Origin of the sequence: Haladaptatus sp. DYSN1, assembly GCF_029489995.1 — an archaeon.
Taxonomy (GTDB): Archaea; Halobacteriota; Halobacteria; order Halobacteriales; family Halococcaceae; genus QDMS2.
Genome location: NZ_CP120472.1, coordinates 299163 through 321174, shown reverse-complemented (window position 1 = coordinate 321174; position 22012 = coordinate 299163). Strand labels below are relative to the sequence as shown.

Below are 22012 nucleotides of genomic sequence, written 5' to 3'. Positions count from 1 at the left end.
TCATCAACCGTCGAGAGGGTATGGGACCACCGACATTACAGGAGCTACAGTCCCGGCGGCCGTTCGAGGGGATATTCGGCGACAGCGTCCTCGGAAGCGACCCAGAACCGGAACTCCTCGCGACTCGCTCGTTCGACCAGTTGACCCACCAACTTCGCCATTATGCGGCTTCGAACCCGGCGATTTCACTCAAATCGATTGGGACCTCCAACGGAGGGCGAGAGATATGGCTCGTCTCGATTGGTAACGGAGAGACTGACGTTCTCTTTGCTGGCCAGCAACATGGAAACGAACCCACGGGCTGTACGTCACTAGTCGCCTTGATTCACCACCTCGCGACCGGTGCCTGTGATTCCTACCTCGAGTCGGTGACAGTCCACGTCGTGCCGAGAATGAATCCGGATGGAGCGGAGTCGAATGCACGGACGAACGTCGACCCGGACGTTCCCAGTTCGAATGCCGGAGCAACTGGCGAGGGATTTTTCGTCTCAGAGTCCGGCTGGGACCTGAACCGGTATCACTTCCCCGATTGGACGCAGAGTCGGCTCTACGAGCATCACCCAGAAACGTATCCAGCAAACCCAGTTCCCGAATCGCACGCATTGACAGAACTCGTCGCAGCACTCGACCCCACCTGGTTCGTCGACGTCCACAACCAAGGGGAAGGAAAGAAAACGCCAAGCGGGGAAGACATCACGCACTCGATAGTCTGGCCGATTCTCGGGTCTCAACAGCTACCTACAGAAGGACTCACACTATCGAAGCAACTGTGTGTTCGAATCTTCGACCAACTGAACCAGTATCACTCACCTGTCGTCAGCCGGTATCCGGCCACTGCCTCCTACCCTGGCGTCGCGCACAAGGCATACAGCCTCCAGAATCGAGGAAGCATTCTGTACGAGACTGTGATGACACCATCCCATGCACAGTATCGGAGACAGGCATTGACGACGCTGACCACGTTGCTTTCCCTCGTCGGCGCGACCGCCAGTGGTGAATTGTACGAGATAGACCCAACACGTACCGACGAAATCCCGCCGGTCGCCTGAACTTACACCTGTGTCTCGGAGTCTGGGCGATAATTCAACCAACCCATACGTTCAAAATTCCCGGTGATTGTTGCAGCATGACATATACTTAAACGATACGTTGGTGTTGGCTGAAACGATGTCGAGCCATGATGACACACCGCAAGGTAAAACTATCGACTGGGCTGACGCGGCCACGGGCGACGGGTTACTCGACCCGGACAGATTGTTACCGGACACCGACCGACGACGATTCCTGAAGGCGTCCGGCGTCGCCGCGCTGGGTTCGCTCTTCGCAGGTGGGGCGAGCGGCGCAACACCGACCACGAACACCGCGGGGAAGACGAGAGTGACGTACTTTACAGAAGCAGACAGACAGGCGGCGAGAGAGAACGTAGAGAACTACGAGTGGGCGAAAGCAGAGCGCGACGACGCCGTCTCGCAGGCGGACACCGTACTCTCTACATTCACGCTGGACGACCTCTGGCGGTACGTTGGCTCTCAGGACATCCCACGGGCCGCGTTTCTGGCGAATGGGAACGCTGGGTACTACCCGTGGGAGAGCGAGTGGGGGCCGAAAGAACCACTTCCCGATGTCAGCTACGCGACGAAGCCCGGAGAGCAGTGGAAGATTACGAACGGCGAGTACACCCTGCCGACCAACGATTTCGAGGCCTACCGCGAGAGCGGAATGGACGACGAAGGGAAGTTCGACCCGACGCTCGCCGACGACTCGCTGCTCGTGAACGAAGAACACCCCGAGATGGGCGAGGGCTGGGGCGTCGACGATGGAACGGGCTGGGTGGACGAGGATGGCGACCTAGGCACGGCCGGGGTTCGTTGGGTTCCGGTCGCGTGGGCGCACCACTGGAACACCATCTACGGCTATCGCTCGATGCTGAACGCGCTGTACCAGGCGTATCTGTTCACCGAAGAGCAGCGATACGCGCGGGCCGCGACGGTCGTCCTCGACCGGGTTGGGGACGTGTACCCCGAGTTCAACCTCCTCGACACCGTACAGTTCGAATCCGGTGGCTATTCGTATCTGAACGGGTTGCCGATTAGCTCACACGGCGGGACGGGCCGCGGGAAGCAGGTCGGGTCCATCTGGGAGTCGTTCTGGGTGAAAGCCGTCCTGAAAGCCTACGATGCCGTGTTCCCCGGTCAGGACGGGGACGCGGAGCTCGTCGAGTTCCTCTCAGGAAAGGCTGCGCAGTATCCCGGGCTGGGGCCGAAAGACTCGCTTGCCGACGTGCGGCGGAACATCGAAGAAGGATTGCTCCAGCAGATTCTCCCCGCGATGAAGAACGCGCAGATTCGCGGGAACTTCGGGAGTCACCAGACAACGCTCGCGCTCTCTGCGATTATCCAGGATATGCCAAACGGGTACACCGCAGACGCCCTCGACTTCCTGTTCCAGGCCGGCGGCCTCGAATACGAGGACGACGGAACGCCGTGGGGCAACTGGTACATCTCCGGCGGTGACGTGCTCTCCTCGATTCTGACGAAGTTCGACCGCGACGGCCATCCCTACGAGGGGAGCATCCACTACAACAGTCTCGTCGCGAGCGCGCTGCAGGGGACCGCGGATGCGCTGAACGGCTACGACGCCTACGAGGGGGCAGACCTGTATCAGAACCCTATCTTCAAGCAGTCGTTCCAGACCCAACACCAGGTCACGTTCCTCAACAAGTTCGTCCCGAAGTACGGGGACAACGCCGGGGCCGGCGAACCCGGCTTCGAGAACATGATCGGCGTTGACAACCTCGTGCGTGCCTACGACGTCTACGGTGGCGACGACCTCGCTCGCTGGATTTACCTCCGGAATCGCGAGTCCATGGACGGTCTTCGGCAGGGCATCTACAACGAGAACCCGAATTCGGTGAAAGCAGACATCGAGGCGATTCTGGAGGCGAAGGGACCGCTCGACATCGGTAGTACACAACTAGCCGGACAGGGACTCACCGCGCTTCGGAGCGGTGAACCGGACGTTGGCCGCGCCGTCTGGACGTACTACGGACGCAACGGCTTTGGCCCCGACTCTGGCTACGGTGCGGGTCACACACACCGAGACACGCTCAACATCGGATTGTTCGGTCACGGACTAAATCTCTCACCCGACCTTGGCTATCCAGAGGAGACGGGTAATTGGCCAAAGCGGTGGAACTGGACAGGGAACACCATCAGCCACAACACGGTTCTCGTGGACGAACAACGCCAGGACAAACAGTGGGTCTCGACACCCCGCCACTTCGACCACACAGACCGCGTCCAGTTGTTCGAAATCGACGCCGCGAACGTCTACCCACAGTGCGAGCAGTACGAGCGGACGACGGCGCAGGTGACCATCGACGACGAGAACTCCTACGTCGTGGACTTCTTCCGGGTCGATGGCGGCGACGACCACATTTTCAGTTTCCACGGCGGGACGGTTCCCACCGACCAATTCACCTACGAACTGAACGAGGGCGTCTCCGAGTTCGTGGTTCGAAACGGTGGCGGGTCGCTCGAAGCCTCCCGCGAGAAATCGTACTCGGGGACGTGGTCCACTCGCGTCCGCGACCCCTCGGGGGACGTTCACGACTGGCGCGGCCTCTCTGTCGACACCGGGACGAGCGACGTGGACGTGTCCGTGAAAATCAACACAAGCGTCACCGGCTACAACGACTACTGGCACCACAACCACTCGGTATACCTCGGACAGGATGGGGACGGCAAACACGTCGTCGCCGGCGTCGGCAATCAGGCGGCAGACGACGACCCGCGAATGGGACTCTACTATCCCGAGGACAACACGTGGGGCGACCACAAATCGATTGCCGATTGGGAGAAAGCGACGTGGTACACGCTCAACGTGTCGAAGACCGGCACCAGCGTCGAGGTGTCGCTCGGAGACGAGAGCGGGACGACTCACGACGCGGGAGCCTTCACACTCCCGAGCGACACCGACGGCGCCGTCGGCGTCTTCGGCGGCATCGGGAAGGGACAGACTGGAGCGCTCTACTTCGACGACTTCGTCGCGAACGGGTCGGCCTACGACTTCTTCTCGACGAACTACACGGAGCAGGCGGGCATCGAGACAGCCGGCCTCGACCTCGTGGCGCAGAACGGCGGGACCTACGCCGGAACGTCCGTTCCAAAGCCGGGATACGGCGAAGACACCACGTACAACGACGAGGTTGGAAACGGCTTCAACTACCTCTATAACGTCGAGCGCGACGACGCGCCGGGCGAGTCGTTCGCCGTCGATTGGGACCTCGAAGACTACTGGGACGTGCTGGACGAACCGGCGGACGTCCATCTCCGGATGACCATGCTGACCGACGTCGACGAGGTGGCCATCTGCAACGGTGACCCGCCACAGCGGTGGGGCAATCCGGAGACGTTCAAGTACGTGCTCGCCCGTCGGATGGGGAATGACCTCTCGACGCAGTTCACCTCCGTCTTCGAGTCCTACGACGGTGAGCGACAGGTCGAATCCATCACCGAAGTTCCGGTTGCGAGCGACGACCCGACCGCACGGGCGGTGAAAGTCGAACTCACGACCGGTCAGACCGACTACGTGGTGAGCGCGTCGAACCACGAACTGGAACACGCCGTCGGCGACGTGTTTAGCTTCGTCGGCGCGTTCGCTGTCTACTCGACCGACGTGGACGGAAGTCACAAACACGCCTACGTCCACGACGGGAAACTCCTCATCGCGGGCGGTGACCAGCTTATTAACGAGTCACAAGGTCGAATCGAAGGCACAGTCGAGGACTTCACGCGCGATCTCTCGATGGAGAACGTCATCGACATCAAGACCACGTCCGGAAATAGTCGCCTCGCTGAGGCCGACGGCATGTGGATTTACGCGGACGCAGTCGAGATGCGAAACGGTGCATACGCGATTCGTGGCATCGAATCGGGCGACGCAAACCGCGCCACCGTCGATATCGGCGAGCGAACGACGGTAAAGGAGTTTATCGACCCGAAAAATCCCGACGCTGGCTACGAGTACATACTCGAAGCGGGCGGTGAGTTCGTCATTCCACTCAGCGCCAGCTGGTCGGCCTGAGAACTGCGAATTCACCCTGTCGGCGTTTTTCGGACGAATCTTCAAGACCCGTGCCTGCGAGGTACAAATTGACATGGCGAGCAAGCGCGAGCAGTATCTAGCGAACGCGGTGTACGACAAGGACGAACAGCCAGTCTCTACGCTCATCGACGCCCATACCCACATCGGGCAGGTGCGCCAGTACGACCTCGGGGTGACGCCAGAGCGAATGATCGAGTACATGGACTCCCACGGCATCGACAAGGCGGTCCTGTTCCCGCTCGAATCGCCCGAGGGCTCTGCCTACCTCATCACCACGCGAGAGGTGCTCGCGGCCGCCTCCCGGTTCCCAGACCGATTCATCCCGTTCTGTTCTATCGACCCCCGGTCGCACCCCTACTACGACGAGTCGCGATTCGAGGACGCCATCGCGGAGTACGTGGACCTCGGCGCGCGCGGGTTCGGGGAACTCAAGTGTGGTCTCCCGGTTGACGACGAGCGGATGCAGACGCTCTATCGAATTTGTGGCGAGCAGGACTTGCCCATCCTGATGCACATCGACGACCAGTGCTGTACGGACGAACCCGGCCTTCCCGGCTTAGAGCGGATGGTCCAGCAGTATCCCGAGACCAATTTCATCCTGCACGCACCCGGCTGGTGGGTCCACATCTCTGCGGACGTCGAAGCGGGCGACCTCGGACGGTATCCAAAAGACCCCGTCGTGCGCGGGGGTCGGTGTGACGAACTGCTCTCCGAGTACGACAACCTGTACGCTGATTTCTCGATGGGGTCCGGGTTCAACGCGCTCACCCGTGACGAAGCGTACGGTCAGGAGTTCCTCTCACGCCACCACGAGAGCCTCATCTTCGGCTCTGATTACCTCTATCCCGGCCAGCCGGTGATGCAGTTTGGCTTCTTCGCCGAGTTCGACCTCTCGACCGACCAGTGGGAGAACATCTGCCATCGAAACATCGAATCACTCCTCCTGTAGGGCAATTCGACCGCGAATTTTTCCGAACGACGGTCACACGCACCGACCACCGGAGAGCCAACGGTTTGACGGTACGAAACGGCTGCAGAGTTCCGAATGGGGCGGAAGATAAGCGGATCAGAGCTGCTCCCAGCTGCCGTGGCGCGTCGAAAAACAGCTTGCGAAAATGTCGGCGGTCAAACGACGGTGAGGAGCGTTCGTTTGGGGTAGCTAAACGGAATCGAAATTGGGCGCGAAGCTCGATGCCCTTCGGCCTCGTCGAGTGAGCGTCAAATCGAAGGGCAGGTGACCTGCTGCTATCGGTTTTTCGAGGGTGTCAAGACTCAGATTTTACATCTGTACGTTTGTAATGTTAATGTCGAGGTAAGAGCCATACATAGGGGCAGATATTGACTGGTAAACACCCACATACGTTCCCAATTTGCCCGTCTAAGAGGGTTTGAAGGGTAGATACAACCGTTTCGAATATTGTTTAGTAATTCAAAACAGCATATCGTTCACCCGGATGGGTTCGAGGCGGCTGGCGACCAGCGCGATAGTCACAGACGAATAAATGGAGGTCGCGCCCGATTTATAATGATTAATGGCATCGTTTGTGTGGGGGAATCGAGAGGCTGTGTGCGTTTCGCGTTTCCAAACGATTATTGGAACGAGAGCGGTGAGTTGCCCGAATCGAGGGGAGCGGTCAGGACGGCAAAACGCGGCGCATGACACGTGGCACCAAAATACATATATCGCCTTCTGTGAATTGTGCGTATAGCTGATGAGGTACTACATCACCCGCATTGGGCAGGCAGTGTTCACCCTGTTCGCGGTCTTCACCATCTCGTTTTTCATGTACCGGCTGCTCCCCGGAGGGCCGGTCGAGGCGATGCGCCAGCAGATGGTATTGGAGGCCATGTCAACAGGCGGCGAGGTCGATATGCAGCGCATCAATCGACTCGTCGAGATATACACGGGCATCCAACCCACGGAACCGCTTTACGTACAATACTTCAACTACATCCGGGACATCGTGCTGTATCAGGACTTCGGGAAGTCCATCTGGAAAAACCAGCCGGTGTTCCAGATTCTGTTCACCGCGATGCCGTGGTCCGTGTTCGTGAGCATCTACGGGCTCCTGCTCGGCTTTACCACGAACATCCTGCTCGGGTCGCTGATGGCCTACAGAGAGGGGGGCCGATTCGACAAGACGATGTCAATCGTGGCCACGATTTCCACCTCTGTTCCCTACTACGTCGCGGCAATCTTGATGCTCTCGTATCTCGCCTTCGAACTGGGCTGGTTCCCGACCGGCGGGCGATACGACTCGCAACTCACCTCACCGGGATTCAACGTGCCGTTCATCGTGAGCGTCATCAGGCACGCCGCGTTGCCCATCCTCACCGGGTTCGTCGTCGGCTTTGGCGGCGGTGCACTCGCCATGCGCGGCAACAGCCTTCGCGTGATGGGTGAAGATTACATCCGTGTCGCCCAGTTGCGCGGACTGAGCGAGACGCGCATCGCGACGCGGTACGTGACGCGCAACGCCATCCTCCCGATGTACACCAGTCTGATGATTGGAATCGCGAGCATCTTCAGCAGTTCCATCATCATGGAACAGATCTTCAACTACCCCGGTGTCGGCTGGTACACCTTCGGGGCAATCGAAAACCGCGACTACCCACTGCTGATGGGCGTGTTCATCTTCTTCACTGTCATCACGCTCATCGGAGTGTTGATAGCAGAGTTCACCTACGGGTTCATCGACCCACGGGCAAGCACCGGCGACAAGGAGACGTACTGACCGATGAGCAAAGACCCACAGCAACAAAGCAACAGAACGCAAACGAGCATCTTCGACCACGGTGGAGACTTCACCGGACAGACGAGCACTCGGTCAGAGCGCGCCTACCGGCACGCAGACCAGTACGTCCTCGCGCCGATTCGCGTCGGCCTCACCGACTGGCGAATGCCCGTTGGCGGCATCATCGTCTGCTTTTTCATCCTGCTCGGGACGATCGGCGTCGACTACGTGCCTGCACCGAAGACGAGCGACGGTGTGCCGAAAACTCCCGCGTTCGTCGATTGGGCCGTCCCGCTCGGCACGGACAATCTGGGGCAGGGCGTGGCCAAACAACTGGTCCACGCGACGCCGGCCATGCTCAAGATGGCGCTCGCCGGGGCAATCGTCGCGACCGGCCTCGCCGTCATCATCGGCACGGTTGCGGGGTACAAAGGCGGAACCGTCGATTCGGTGCTGATGACCCTCACTGACGTGGTGATGACCATTCCCGCACTCCCGCTAGTCATCGTACTCGCGGCCATCTACCAGCCAAAAGACCCCTTCGTGGTGGGGATGATTCTCGCCATCGACAACTGGCCGGGCCTCGCCCGGGCGCTCCGGTCGCAGGTGCTCACCATCCGCGAGGAGTCCTACATCGAAGCGGCGCGGACGATGGGGATTTCCTCGCCGACGGTGCTCGGACGTGACATCGTCCCGCAGATGATGCCGTACATCCTCATCAACGCAGCAAACGCCGCCCGGACTGTCATCTTCGAGTCCGTCGCACTCTACTTCCTCGGCTTCCTGCCGTTCTCGACGTTCAACTGGGGCGTGATGCTGAACCTCGCCTACCAGGCCGGTGCGATGTCGAACATCGACCTGTTCGGCCACTGGCTAATCGCGCCGATGGTCACGCTCGCGGTGTTCTCGTTCGGACTCATCCTGTTCTCACAGGGCCTCGATCGCGTGTTCAACCCGCGACTGCGAGCGCGACACGCGAAAACGGTTTCGAGCGACGACCGAACCGACATCAGCAGCGATTAGTCGGTTCGGGTTTTCCGTTCCGTCGCACCCTCCACCGGAAAGAAATTAATTTTCACATCCCAATGTCGTCAAAATAATAGAGTATATATACGTTAACATTGAACAATGCGGTGTATATGGACAGTGCTAGTAATACGACTCCGAGCGGACGGAAGCGAGACGTTTCTCGACGCACCTGGCTCCGTGGCCTCGGCGTCGCGGGAATCGGGGCAATCGCCGGCTGTAACGACACGGGACGGTCGGGTACCACAAACACTCAGACCGGTGACCCACCAACTAACGCGAATGGCGAACCGATGGAACCGGTCATCGACGAAATCATGGGTACCTCCGCGATTCCCGCCGACATCCAGTGGAATCCGTGGGCGACGCCGTGGTCCGGAAATCTCGCTGGATTCGCGATGGAGTACGGCGGGCTGTTAAGCGCGAAGGGCGAACTGATTCTCTCCGGGTTCGACGATTGGAGTTTCGACGGTGACGAGAACGCACTCACAATCGTCCTCGACGAAGAGCTGAAAAACTGGAATGGTGACCGGTGGACAGCCTCCGACATGATGGCCTACTGGGGCGTCGTCCACCACCAGGCCCCCGAGTCGAGCCAGTGGGAGCAACTGGAAGTCGTGGACAAATCGACCGCGCGGTTCTACTACAAGGAACCGCAAAATCCCGACCTGCTCAAGAACGTCGCGATTCACGGCTCAATCATCGGCTGGAACGAGGACATCTGGGGGCCGTGGGTCGACCGCTACAAGGACGCCGCAGACCAGGACGAACGCGACCAAATTAGCAAGGAACTGGTCGAGACCATCATCCCACACAGCGAGTTCCAGGAGAAAGGGCTTGGCACGAGTCCGTACAAATTGGACGCCATCACCGAACAGGAGGTCATCTTCAAGCGGTGGGACGGCCACCGCCTCGCGGACGACATCGAAATCGAAACCATCCGACGGCCGTACGCGGCGAATCAGGCCCGCGAGGACGAACTCATCACGAGCGACCAGGTGGACTTCGAGAACGGGCCGCTCAACCAGCGCTTCGAGGGGCAGGTGCCCGACTACATCCAGAACCTTACGACCTGGCAGGGCAAGTGGCTCATCAAGATGCTCATCAACTGGCGCAACCGCGAGTACCTCCAGGACGTGAACGTCCGCCGGGCGATGGCCGCCGTCATCGACACGGAGGCCGTCGCGACGAGCGTCGGATCGGGGAACCCCGTCAAGGTCCACTCCGGGATGGACTACGGGTTCACCGAGAAGTACGCTGGCAACCAGATGGACAAGTACATCGACTACGGTTCGAAGGCGGACTACGAACTCGCAGACGAGTACCTCGCGAAGTCGGGCTACTCGCGCGAAAACGGGACCGTCGTGGACGAGAACGGGGACGAACTCGAAAAGCTTCGCTTCGTCGCGGGAACCGCGAAGTCGTGGTTCCTGCCGGCACAGGTCGCCTCCGCACAACTCAAGGAGTACGGGTTCAACGTCGAGTTCAACTCCGTCGAACGGGGGACGAAACTCGACATCGTCGAGAACAAGATGGGTGACTGGGACCTGAGCACCGAAAGCCACTACGCAGGCAGCACCTACCACCCAATCTCCTACTTCAACTGGGGGTCGTTCTGGGGCTGGCGACTGGCGAAAGGTCGGTTCGGCGCGGCCGCCGGGTCGAAACAACAACTTAGCGAGTGGCTCGACCAGGGTGAGGAGTTCTCGCCGTACAACGGCAAACCGCTCACGCCCGAGGTACCGACCGAAATCGGCGCACAGGACCTTTCCGGGGAGACCAAGCGGGTCAACGTCTTCGAACTCTACGAGGAAGCCCACACGCCGATTTCACAGGAGCGAACGAACGAGATTATTCAGGACCTGAGCTGGGCGTGGAACTTCTACGTTCCGGACATCGACCTGTACAACGCCCAGCAGGGCTGTTGGGCAGACACGAAGAACTTCGATTGGCCGGACGACGAGACGGTTCTCCAGATCGTCAACGGCGGCGGGCCCGGCTACTGCGTCCAACACGGACTCACGAAGTACAACTACAAATGACAGTCTCCCCGCCTTGACGGGCGAGGAGTCCCACGTTGGGATGTTCTGGTATACGACGTGTCGCACTCGAATACCTGCTCGGGATTGCTGCTACCGACTTCGGCTTTGTATGTGAGCAGCCAGGTGAAGTGGTCGAACACTCACCTGCCGAGGCCCAAACCGCACAATCAAGTTCTACTGCCAAGGACTATCAGAACCCGGAGAATGAGTGTCGCAATCCCGAGAACTCCGAGAGACGGGTCAAACGGTAGCGATCTGCGTTCTGCTGGTCGCATTATTTAATACGGTGCTGGGACGAAATTCCCCATGACTCGGTACTATCGCCACGAGGAGGGAGCATCGGGAACCGCCGTCGTGGAGCTGCAACCTGAGATCCGAAGCGAGGCGACTATCGACCCGAACCTGTACGGAAAGTTCGCCGAGCACCTCGGCTGGAACATCGACCATGGGATGGAGGCACAGCTTCTCTACAACCCGACGTTCGGTCGGTGGCGATTCCGGACGAAGAACGCGACCGAAGACGGTGGCTACGTCGGCACGACTGACCCGAAACACCGTCGCGCGATGATCGAAAGTCACGCCGCTCACCTCGACTTTCCAGCAGCGGAGGAACTCGAATCAGCTGTCGCCGACGGACTTGCTTTCTGGTGGATGCGGTTAACTGGGGGCACGGACGAGGTGGTGGTCAGCCCTGACGTTGGCCCTCACGGGAACCGAGCCCAGCGGGTCGAGATTCGAAACGCTTCACCGGAGGCGGCACGTGGAATCTTCCAGTGGCTGTATCTCCCCCTGCAACGTACCACCGTGTACGAATACTCGATCACGGCACGCGCCAGAACAGGCACGAAAGCGACGCTGACACTCGGGCTCTCTCTGGTCGACGAGGACGGAGTGCCGACGACTAAGCTCGCATCCGACGCGGTCACCGTTCGTGACGAGTGGTCGACCGTCGATGGCCGACTCGGGGTGCCGCCAGCTAAAGAGCCCGAACCGGACGGCCTCCTCGCAGTCACCATCTCGGCCACGGCTGACTGCAACGTCGTGATAGACCGCGCACTCCTCTATCCAGACGATCACGTTGGTGGTGCCGACCCGGACGTCGTCGGGTTCTTGCGTGAGTCGAAACTCCCGTTGTTACGCTGGCCGGGCGGGAATTTCGTCTCCGACTATGATTGGCGGGACGGTATCGGTCCGAAGGCCGAACGGCCGACGACCGCCAACCCCGCATGGGGCGGTGTCGAGCCGAACCTCTTCGGCACCGACGAGTTCGTCGCGTTTTGCGATGCAGTTGGCTGTGAACCGCTCATTTGCCTCAACGCTGGGACTGGCACAGCCGTTGAAGCGGCCGCGTGGGTGACTTACTGCAACAGTGACGCCGACGAGACAGCATTGGGTGCACTCCGGGCCGCCCACGGATACGAGGAGCCGTTCGACGTGAAATACTGGGAAATCGGAAACGAACTCTACGGCAGATGGCAGCCCCATTGGACGACCCCGGACGGGTACGTGGACAGGTACCAGCGGTTTCGGGAGGCAATCCTCGCAGCCGACCCGGGGGTTACGGTGCTCACCTGCGGCGCAGACCCCGACTGGAACGAGCACCTGATCGCGGAAGGGGGGACGGATATCCGAACGATCGCGACCCACATCCTCGCGGGGCCGACCGTGCCGGACGACGTTGACAGAAACGACTTCTACCACGCGCTGATGGGGTACACTGAACAACTGCGCGAGAGACATGCCGAGCTGGTAGCCGAAATGCGCGCAGCCGGAATCGAAGACCCACACTACGCCATCACGGAACTCCAGCTAATCCCCTTCCTCGAGTCGGACCGCGGGACGCACGTGCTCCCACCGCCGTGGCGGGGAAGTCGACATCACCCAGCTACCGCGGAACTCCCGGGAAAAAAGACCATCGCGGAGGCAATCTTCGATGCGTGCATCATCCACGACTGCATACGCAGCGAAGGCGTCGCGGAACTGGTGACCCACTCCGCAACGGTCAATCACGGCGGCGGCCTTCAGAAACACAGAGAACGCGTCTGGGCGGACCCGTGTCACTACGGTCACGCGATGGGAGCCGTCCTGTTCGAAAAGCAGCCACTCGGTGTGACGGTGACCTGCGAAACCGTCTCTACCGATCGGCCCTTCGACGCCATCGAGTCCGTCTCCGACCTCCCTGTTCTCGACGCGCTCGCGGCAGTCGACGAGGACGAACTGGCCGTGATGCTCGTCCATCGTGGCAGCGGCGTCGGCGACGTGGAGACGACGCTCGACCTCGCCGGACTCGTCCAGGACGGGACAGCGGCCGTAACGACAATCGACGCGGAGACGATGCACGCGGAGAACACGCTCGAGAATCCCACTCGGATCGCTCCCCGGACGACGACCCGGCCTGTTCGAGGGGATGAGGTTGTGGTCACGGTTCCCGAATATGGGCTCGTCCAGGTCGTCGTCACAGGGAAAGAGTGAGAGACGGTGTCCGCCGGAGACGACCGATGGTCGTTCGTCACAGTCACTTCGGCTGGCATCGCCGCAACAAGCCGCCAGTGACCGCGCCGACGACGGCGACGGAGATGAGGTCGAGAATCACGATGACGTAGGTTGCAGAATCGGGTTCGACGACGGTGAGCGAGATGAGCAAAAGCGGGAGCATGACCCCACAGAGGCCAAAGACGGCCCAGAGCGCGGATTCGTGGGCGCAGAGATTGTCGAACACCACCGCGCGGAAGCCTCGGTTCATGCTCATCGACTACACGGCTGGGCATGTAAAACGTGCTGTCGACTGGCGCAGACGGGAGTTAGGCTTCGAAGTCGTCGGGAAGCGTCCCCTTCCCGTCCCAGATGGCCTGCAGAAGCGAGGCGAAGAACGTAGTTCGCTCGGGATACTCGCCCTGTGGGGGCGTCGTCATGGGTTTCGCCGCGAGCGCCTCGACGAATTCGCCGGGGTAGTCCATCGAGGCGAGCGTCTCAGCGACGTCGAAGCGCATCGTGTTGTCCTCGTCTAAGTCGAGCCACGACGCGACGTTCGCTCGTTCGTCGTAGGTGACGGCGTACGTCTCGCCGCCGAGCAGCGTCTCGATGTCAGCGAGGTCGCCGACCCGAAGTTTGCCATCGTCTCGTTCGACGTACACCGTTCCGTCCTCGAGTACCGTGTCGTATCGATCCATCGTGGCTACACTGGAGGGGCGGACGCCATAAGCGTACTGTCCTGCGCTAGCACAACACTTAGATGGGAGTTTCTCGTTAGTAATGACATGGCATGGAATACGACACCCGCCGGACGCAGTGAAAGCGCCGGGTTGGTAGAGCGAGTCGTGGTGGCGCTCAGGCGCTCGTTTTTTCTCTCGTTCGCGACCTTCGGGGCGTTCCTCCTCGCACTCGGCTACACGTTCGAGTTGCTGTGGATGGTCGGCTACCCGGTCGAGGACGGCATCATCGCGGGAATGTTGGCCATCTGGGGAGCCACCGCGCTCTTCATCGGTGGCATCGGGTACGGCGTGTTGCGCTACTTGCGAAATTACTGATGACGGGACAACAATTATTGACACAGACGAAGAAACCAACACCCGAAGCAATGAGTGATGTTGTCAGTGGCCATGGGTGCCGACCCGCCGCCACAGTCGAATCCGTCCGAGGTGAATCGAGTGGCGCATAACCAGCGGTCGCGGACGGCGAGTCGCACGTCAGGGGATACCATCCTCGAACTGCGCGATGTGACGGTGCAGTTCGACATGGACCGTGGGCAATCGCGCGTCCTCGACAGCGTGAGCATGGACATCTATCGGGAGGAGATTCTCGGTATCGTCGGCGAGTCGGGGTCGGGGAAGTCGATGCTCGCCGCCGCCCTGTTAGACGCCGTCGTCGCACCCGGGATGGTGGAGGGAGACATCACCTACTACCCGCGAAACGGCGACCCGGTGGACGTGCTCAACCTTCGCAAAGACGAGTTGAAGAAGCTCCGATGGAACGAAATCTCGATGGTGTTCCAGGGGGCGATGAGTTCGTTCAATCCGACGATGAAGATTCGCGGCCACTTCGAGGAGACGATTCACGCCCATCGGGCGAGCTACGGAGAGCGGATGGAACACGCCTATCAGCTCCTCTCAGACCTCTATCTCGACCCGGAGCGCGTGATGGACGCCTACCCACACGAACTCTCGGGTGGGATGAAACAGCGGGCGCTCATCGCCCTCAGCCTGCTGCTCGAACCTGAGGTGCTGGTGATGGACGAACCCACCGCCGCTCTCGACCTGCTCATGCAGCGGTCGATTCTCACCCTGCTCGCAGACCTCCAGGAGAACTACGACCTCACCGTCGTGTTCATCACCCACGACCTGCCGCTTGTCGCGGGGCTGGCAGACCGCCTCGGCGTGATGTACGCCTTCGACTTCGTGGAGTACGGACCTTCCGCAGACGTCGTCGAGAAGGCGGCCCATCCCTACACCCGGGCACTGCTCCGATCGGTGCCGAGCGTTGACTCCTCGCTCGACGAGATGCGCCCCATCGAGGGGGAGGCCCCCGACCCGGTGAACGTCCCGTCGGGATGTTCGTACCATCCCAGGTGTCCGCTCGCGGACGACCACTGCGTCCAGAACGACCCACCCTTCGGCGACGTTGGGGCCGACCACGAGGCGGCGTGCTTCTATCCGACGGAGTCGCGTGAATCCATCGAGTACAGCCTGCTCACCGACGTAGAGGGGGTGCAAAATCCGTGAGTCGGAAGCCACTCGTCTCCCTCGACGACGTCGAGGTTCACTTCCAGACCGACAGCATTCTGGACCGGGTATTCAAACACGAGCAGTCAGTCGTGAAGGCAGTCGACGGCGTCTCCCTCGACATTTACGAGGAGGACGTGGTCGCGCTCGTCGGCGAATCCGGCTGTGGGAAAACCACGCTCGGGAAGACGGCGATTGGCCTTCAGCGCCCGACCGGCGGGGCAGTCAAATATCGCGGCCAGGACGTCTGGCAGGCCAAAGACGGAGCCGACCCAGACATCGAATACGAGGAGATTCGTCGGTCGTTGCAAATCATCCACCAGGACCCCGGGAGTTCGCTGAACTCGAATCGCACCGTCCTCTCCTGTTTGTCGGACCCACTCAAACGGTGGCAACCCGACATGGCCGCGGACGAACGCGAGTACCACATCCACCGCCTCTTAGAACGCGTGGGCATGAAGCCAGCAGAGGACTACGCAGGACGCTTCCCGCATCAGCTCTCGGGCGGGGAGAAACAGCGCGTCGTGCTCATCCGTTCCATGCTGATGGAACCGGACCTCATCCTCGCAGACGAGGCCGTCTCCGCGCTCGACGTGAGTCTTCGCGTCGAGATGATGGACCTCATGCTCGAACTGCAAGACATCGTGCAAACGTCGTTCCTGTTCATCGCCCACGACCTCTCGAACGCACGGTATCTGGCGGCGAAAGCAGACGGGCGTATCGGCATCATGTATCTCGGTAAACTCGTCGAGATTGGCCCGGCAGACGAGGTGCTCGCGAACCCACAGCACCCCTACACGAAGGTGCTCATGTGGGCGACGCCGCCGCTCGACCCCGAACTAGCGCGGAAGGCCCAGCGCACGAACCCACCGGTCAGAGAAATCGATATCCCGGACCCGAAGAATCCGCCGAGTGGCTGTCGGTTCCACAACCGCTGTCCGGAAGCCAGAGAGGCCTGTAAACGGCAGACACCGACGCTCATCGCGACCGACGAAGCGACGCAGGCGGCGTGTTTCAGACTCGACGAACACCACGAGTACTGGCAAAGCGCGCCACTCGACAGCGAGTCCGCGTCGGAGTTCGAGGCACTCGACGACGCGGACGGGACGGCCGTCGGCGGCGACGACTGAGGCTGGCACGGCCCTTCGAAGATTGCTCCTTTCCATACAGCTAATATCGAATCGTTCACAGGTTCACGGGTGGAGTGCCCTATCCGAGATGTATCACATACAGCAGCCGAGCCGACCCGACCTGCCCTCCCCGAACTGTAACCGTCGAACCGGCGCGGTGACGCGCCAGAGAGGAGCGGTGTTGCCCGATGGCGGCTAGAAGCAGAGAGGAGTTGCTCGTCGCGGAGCGCGAAGAGGTTGATTGGCCGATGCTTCGGTTGTTCCGGGAGTACGGGCGGCGATTTCCCGTCCCCATGGGCGTCGCCCTCGCTTCGAACCTCGTCTCTCCTGTGCTGGTGCTCGTGCCCGCTTACCTGCTCAAGGTGGCCATCGACTCGCTGTTCACGCAGGAAGCGCCGTTCGCCCTCCCGCTCGTTCCTGATGTGTGGCTGCCAACGACCACGGCCGACCAGCTCGTGTTGTTGTTCGGCCTGCTGGTCGCAACGTACGGCCTTCGCGCCATGCTCACGTGGACGGGCAGTTGGGGCTGGGCGCTGTTCGCAGAAAACGTCCAGCACGCGCTTCGGACGGACGTATATGACAACATCCAGTACCTCGGGCTCGAATTCTACGCCGACAAACAGACCGGCGAACTCATGGCCATTCTCGCGAGCGACGTGAATCGCCTCGAAGGGTTCCTGAACGGCTGGGTCGGGCGCATCATGAACATCGTCGTGCAGGTGGTGGCCATCGCCATCGTCATGACGGCTATCAACTGGGAACTCGCGCTCGTCGCGCTGTTTCCCGCGCCCATCCTCCTCGTGGTAAGTTACAAGTTCATCGAGAAGGTGCGCCCGAAGTACCGAGACGCCCGCGAGACGTTCGGCGAACTCGCCTCTCGGCTAGAGAACAACGTGAGTGGCATCGAGGTGGTGAAATCGTTCACGACCGAACCGTTCGAGTCAGAACGCGTTCGAGAATCGTCGGCGAATCACCGCGACGCCCGCTGGAACGCGCGGCGCTGGGGAGTGCGCTTTGGCCCGACGCTCACCTTCATCAACGGGTTTGGCTTCGCCTCCGTCCTCCTCGTCGGTGGCTGGTGGCTCCTCATCGGCCCGCCGCTGGTGTTCTCCGGGGCGGTCACCGTCGGCGTCATCGTCATGTTCTTAGACTACACGCGCCAGATTCAGGCGCCCATGTCCGAGGCGGGCGTGTTGCTCAACAACTTCGAGCGAGTGAAAGCCTCTGCAGAACGCGTCTACGTCCTCCGAGACTACCCCTCGCACATCGAAGAACGCGCCGACGCGATGGAGCTGGCGGGCGTCTCCGGCGGCGTGACCTACAAGGACGTGACCTTCACCTACCCCGACGGCGAGCAGGCACTGACGGACGTGTCGTTCGCCGTGAAACCCGGTGAAATGGTCGGCCTCGTCGGCCCGACCGGTTCGGGTAAATCGACGGTGATGAAACTCCTGTTGCGCTTTTACGACGTGGACACGGGGGCAATTCGTGTGGACGGCCACGACGTGCGCGACGTCTCGCTCACCAGCCTGCGTCGCTCCATCGGCTATGTCAGTCAAGAACCGTTCCTGTTTCCGGGGACGATTCGCGAAAATTTGGCCTACGGGATGGCCGCCACAGACGCGGAAATCGTCGCCGCGGCGAAGCGAGCGAACGCACATGAATTCATCAGCAAACTCGAAGACGGGTACGAAACGGAAGTCGGCCAGCGCGGGGCGAATCTCTCCGGGGGCCAGCGCCAGCGCATCGCCATCGCCCGCGTTATCCTGAAAGACCCCGAAATCATCGTCCTCGACGAGGCGACGAGCCACGTAGACAACGAGACGGAACTGCTGATTCAAAACAGCCTCGCCGAACTCATCGCAGACAAAACGACGTTCTCGATTGCCCATCGCCTCTCGACGGTTCGCCGGGCGGATCGCATCCTCGTCCTCGAAGATGGACAAATCGTCGAACGCGGCAGCCACGAACACCTGCTCGCCGCGGACGGCCTCTACGCGAACCTCTGGCGGGTGCAGGTGGGCGAGCTCGAGTCGTTGCCCGACGCGTTTCTGGAGGCCGCCCAGAAGCGAGACGCTCGCTGAGTGCGTGAGCACGCACCAGCAGAGAGGGAAGGGTCAGTTGGGAATGTCGAGGCCGAGTCTGCGATACTGATTTTCCGGCACGTTCAGTTCCGCGAGTGCCTCGTTCAGTAACGACCGCATCCGTGATTCGGTCGCGCTGTCCGTGCCCACGAGATCGGTGGTCTGTTCGGGGTCACGCTGCGTGTCGAACAGCATGGGCGTGTCCTGTCGGGCAAAGGATGGCCCCGAATACCGCCAGACGGGACAGTCGGTGAACGAGAGGAACTGGCCCGATTCTGCGTCCTGTTTGGGGTCGAGCGGTTTGAAGTTGCCTCGTGGGTTCATCATCGACGTCGAGTGGCAGACGGCGTCGACCGACTCGTCGCATGGGTGGAAGTAGGTGTACCGGCCGTCGGTGACGTTGACGCTCGACCCCCAGTAGCCGTAAAGCGCCCAGTCGCGGTGGGCATCGCGAGCGCCGGTGAGCAACGGGTGAAAACTTCGACTGTGGGCGTGGGCTCGAATCGGTGCGTCGAGGGCGTCGAGAATCGTCGCGTAGAGGTCGACCGCGGTGGTGAGCGCATCGACCCGCTCGCCGTTGTGCGCACCGTCGGGATACCACACCAGCAGGGGCGTCCGCGCGATGACGTCGTAAAGCGGCGCGCGCGGTTTCCCAATCCAGCCGTGTTCGCCGAGATAGTGGCCGTGGTCGGCCGTCACGACGACCATCGTGTCGTCCCACGCCTCAATTTCGTCGAGTGCATCGAGAACGCGTCCGAACCAGCGGTCGACCATCGTCACCTTGCCGGCGAACTGCGAGCGGACGAACGCGAGTTCGCGGCCGGACAGTTCTGCGAGTCCTTCGTCGACACGACCGTAGTGGGGCCAGAAGGTCAGCTCCGGGTCGCGTGGGTCCTCCTCCGTGTACATCGAGGCGTAGGGTTCGGGGCAGTGGAACGGTTCGTGAACGTCGAAGCTATCGACGTAGGTGAACCACGAGTCCCAGTCGCGGTTCTCGCGGAGCCATCGGGCCGTGAAGTCGAACACCTTCGGCGCGAAAAAGTCGGCCTCGTCGGTCTGGTCGAAGCGGGAGACGTTGCGGGCGTACTGCGCCCGGTTGATGTATTCGAGGCCGTCGGCCGGCCAGCGGTCGGGGTCGGTGGTCTGACGGAGGAGGGCCTCGTCTTCGGGAATTCGAGGGGCCGTCCGCCAGGCGTCCGCCTCGTGGCCGCGGATGAACTCGAAGCCGTGGAAGTCCTCGTAGTAGCCGTGGGCCCCGTGCTGGAAGTAATGGTAGTGGTCGGTGACGAGTTGGGTCAGCACGTCCGCCTCGCGGGCCGCCCGCGGAAGGGTGACGTCGTAGGCTTCGACCGGTCCCCACGGCCGCCAGAGGAAGTCTTTGACCCCTGTGAGCCACTCCCGGCGGGCCGGCATGCACGCGAGACTGCCGACGTAGTGGCTGTCGAAGACGGCCGCGCGCTCGGCGAATCGGTCGAGATTGTCCGTTTGGACGTCGAATTCGACCGACCGGCCTCCATAGCAGGTGAGGAAGTGTCGCGAGAGGCTATCGATGGAGATGAACAGGACGTTCATGGCTCCGTCACTCCGACCGACCGCAGGATTTCGGCGTGCGTTTCCCCCGTATAGAGCGTTCCGTCGACCGCCAACATCGCCGACTCGTAACAGCGTCCACATTCCCAGAGACAGGGCCGCGCTTCGCACACCGTGGGCAACGAACCGCGCACCGCACGCGGGACGTTGTCGATGCAGTACTCGATGAGGTCTGGCATGTGAACGGCTACCAGTGCAAGGTGCATATAGCTGTGCGTCAGGGTCCGGGCGACCGGGAGATTGATTGAAGTATCTTCAATCCGTTGACTGGTTATGGATTGGTCGAACGAAGAGGCGGCGACCGGTCGGTGGACCCGGCTGGCGACCCGCCTCGAACAGCTCGGGCCGGCGCTCGTCCTCGCCGCCGTCGTCGTCGGGCCCGGGAGTATCGCACTGAGTACCATCGCCGGCAGCCTCTACGGCTACCAGTTACTCTGGGTGCCCGTCGTCGCGACGACGTTCATGATCGTGTACACCTGGATGGCCGCCCGAATCGGGCTGGTCACCGGCAAGACGCTGTTTCAGGCGACGCGCGAGCGGTTCGGAGCCACAGTTGCCACCCTCGGCGGCCTCGCGGGCTTCCTCACGATTCTGGCGTTTCAGGCCGGAAACACGGCGGGAATCGCCTTCGCCGCGAACGCGCTGTTTGGCTTTGACGTCCGCCTCTGGGCGTTGCTGTTCACCGCCGTCGCCTTCGGCTTCGTGCTGTTACCGAACCTCTACGACAAACTCGAACTGCTCGTCAAGGTCGTCGTCAGCGTCATGCTCGTCTCGTTCGTCGGCACGCTCGCGCTCGTGGGCATCGACTTGCAGGCGGCGGCCGCCGGCCTCGTTCCCGGCTTTCCCGACCGGGCGAGCATCTTCCTGACACTCGGGATGGCAGCCACGACGTTCTCCATCGCGGCGGCGGTCTACCAAACCCACCTCATGCGCGAAAAGGAGTGGGGTCCAGAGCGTCTCGGCGTCGAGGGTGCAGACACCGTCATTGGCATCGCCCTCCTCGGCGGCATCGCGATGGTCGTCCTGCTCACGAGCGCGAGCGTCATCCACGGGACGGGCGACGCCGTATTCTCGGCACAGGCGATGGCGAGTCAACTCGAACCACTCGCCGGGCCGGGCGCGTTCTACCTGTTCACGATTGGCTTTTTCTTCGCGAGTCTCTCCTCGCTCGTGGTGAACGCGCTCATCGGGGCGACGCTCCTCGTGGACGGCCTCGGCAAATCGCCAGCGATGGACGGCCGCCCGGTCAAACAGTGGACGGGCGTGGCGATGGCGGTGGGACTCGCCGTCGTGGTGCTGTTCGGTGGGTCCCCCGTCGAACTCCTCCGCGTCGCCCAGGGGCTCGCAATCGTCGCGTTCCCAATCCTCGGCTTTCTGGTCCTCGCGCTCGCCAACAGCGAGCGCCTCATGGGCGACCACACGAACGGAACAGTCGTCAACGCTCTCGGCGCGCTCGGCTATCTCGTCATCGTCGCCATCGTGGGGAACTACCTGCGTGAAGTGGTCACCGCACTCTGAACACGGCGATAGCTCGGTGACGGGGGTTGTCAACGAGAATTGATTGGATAAATATAAGGTATC

General features: G+C 61.4%; 16 protein-coding genes. 12 read left to right on the top strand and 4 right to left on the bottom strand.

Going from position 1 to position 22012, the window contains the following annotated elements; all coding sequences use genetic code 11:
* Positions 1-20 precede the first annotated feature (20 nt).
* From P0648_RS19170 to P0648_RS19140, 7 genes are all read left to right on the top strand, one after another.
* Complete coding sequence (locus P0648_RS19170) at positions 21-1049, top strand: M14 family zinc carboxypeptidase (protein ID WP_277506073.1); 1029 nt, start codon at positions 21-23, stop codon at positions 1047-1049.
* A gap of 118 nt (positions 1050-1167) precedes the next feature.
* On the top strand, positions 1168-5085 hold the full coding sequence (locus tag P0648_RS19165) for a heparinase II/III family protein (protein ID WP_277506072.1): 3918 nt from the start codon (positions 1168-1170) through the stop codon (positions 5083-5085).
* A gap of 73 nt (positions 5086-5158) precedes the next feature.
* Complete coding sequence (locus P0648_RS19160; protein ID WP_276248790.1) at positions 5159-6055, top strand: amidohydrolase family protein; 897 nt, start codon at positions 5159-5161, stop codon at positions 6053-6055.
* 763 nt (positions 6056-6818) lie between these two features.
* Entirely contained in the window at positions 6819-7841 is a 1023-nt protein-coding gene (locus P0648_RS19155) for an ABC transporter permease (RefSeq protein ID WP_276248789.1), read from the top strand.
* 3 nt (positions 7842-7844) lie between these two features.
* Positions 7845-8864, top strand: coding sequence for an ABC transporter permease (locus P0648_RS19150; RefSeq protein WP_276248788.1), 1020 nt, complete (start codon positions 7845-7847; stop codon positions 8862-8864).
* A gap of 116 nt (positions 8865-8980) precedes the next feature.
* On the top strand, positions 8981-10909 hold the full coding sequence (locus P0648_RS19145; RefSeq protein ID WP_276248787.1) for an ABC transporter substrate-binding protein: 1929 nt from the start codon (positions 8981-8983) through the stop codon (positions 10907-10909).
* Between the two features lie 306 nt (positions 10910-11215).
* A complete protein-coding gene (locus P0648_RS19140; protein WP_277506459.1) occupies positions 11216-13381 on the top strand; it encodes an alpha-L-arabinofuranosidase C-terminal domain-containing protein in 2166 nt (721 codons plus the stop codon).
* Between the two features lie 43 nt (positions 13382-13424).
* Here the strand turns inward: P0648_RS19140 and P0648_RS19135 are convergent, their stop codons facing one another.
* Both P0648_RS19135 and P0648_RS19130 read right to left on the bottom strand, forming a co-directional pair.
* Positions 13425-13652 carry a hypothetical protein gene (locus P0648_RS19135; RefSeq protein WP_276248785.1) on the bottom strand — a complete coding sequence of 76 codons (228 nt, stop codon included), beginning with the start codon at positions 13650-13652 and terminating at the stop codon, positions 13425-13427.
* Positions 13653-13710: 58 nt separating this feature from the next.
* A complete protein-coding gene (locus P0648_RS19130) occupies positions 13711-14079 on the bottom strand; it encodes a hypothetical protein (protein WP_276248784.1) in 369 nt (122 codons plus the stop codon).
* Between the two features lie 87 nt (positions 14080-14166).
* On the opposite strand from P0648_RS19130, the gene P0648_RS19125 reads away from it, so the two are divergent.
* From P0648_RS19125 to P0648_RS19110, 4 genes are all read left to right on the top strand, one after another.
* Positions 14167-14436 carry a hypothetical protein gene (locus P0648_RS19125; RefSeq protein ID WP_276248783.1) on the top strand — a complete coding sequence of 90 codons (270 nt, stop codon included), beginning with the start codon at positions 14167-14169 and terminating at the stop codon, positions 14434-14436.
* Positions 14437-14493: 57 nt separating this feature from the next.
* The gene (locus P0648_RS19120) at positions 14494-15627 is read left to right on the top strand and encodes an ABC transporter ATP-binding protein (protein WP_276248782.1); all 1134 of its coding nucleotides are present in this window, start codon (positions 14494-14496) and stop codon (positions 15625-15627) included.
* Complete coding sequence (locus P0648_RS19115; RefSeq protein WP_276248781.1) at positions 15624-16757, top strand: ABC transporter ATP-binding protein; 1134 nt, start codon at positions 15624-15626, stop codon at positions 16755-16757. The genes P0648_RS19120 and P0648_RS19115 overlap by 4 nt, the downstream gene beginning before the upstream one ends.
* A gap of 188 nt (positions 16758-16945) precedes the next feature.
* Positions 16946-18841, top strand: a complete 1896-nt coding sequence (locus P0648_RS19110) for an ABC transporter ATP-binding protein (RefSeq protein WP_276248780.1) — start codon at positions 16946-16948, stop codon at positions 18839-18841.
* 33 nt (positions 18842-18874) lie between these two features.
* Here the strand turns inward: P0648_RS19110 and P0648_RS19105 are convergent, their stop codons facing one another.
* Together P0648_RS19105 and P0648_RS19100 are read right to left on the bottom strand one after the other, a co-directional pair.
* On the bottom strand, positions 18875-20413 hold the full coding sequence (locus P0648_RS19105; protein ID WP_276248779.1) for a sulfatase-like hydrolase/transferase: 1539 nt from the start codon (positions 20411-20413) through the stop codon (positions 18875-18877).
* Positions 20410-20610, bottom strand: a complete 201-nt coding sequence (locus tag P0648_RS19100) for a hypothetical protein (RefSeq protein ID WP_276248778.1) — start codon at positions 20608-20610, stop codon at positions 20410-20412. The genes P0648_RS19105 and P0648_RS19100 overlap by 4 nt, the downstream gene beginning before the upstream one ends.
* A 94-nt stretch (positions 20611-20704) precedes the next feature.
* Here P0648_RS19100 and P0648_RS19095 point away from each other — a divergent pair, with 94 nt between their 5' ends.
* Positions 20705-21949: an Nramp family divalent metal transporter gene (locus P0648_RS19095; RefSeq protein WP_276248777.1), complete on the top strand. Its 1245-nt coding sequence runs from the start codon at positions 20705-20707 to the stop codon at positions 21947-21949.
* The last annotated feature ends 63 nt before the right edge of the window (positions 21950-22012 follow it).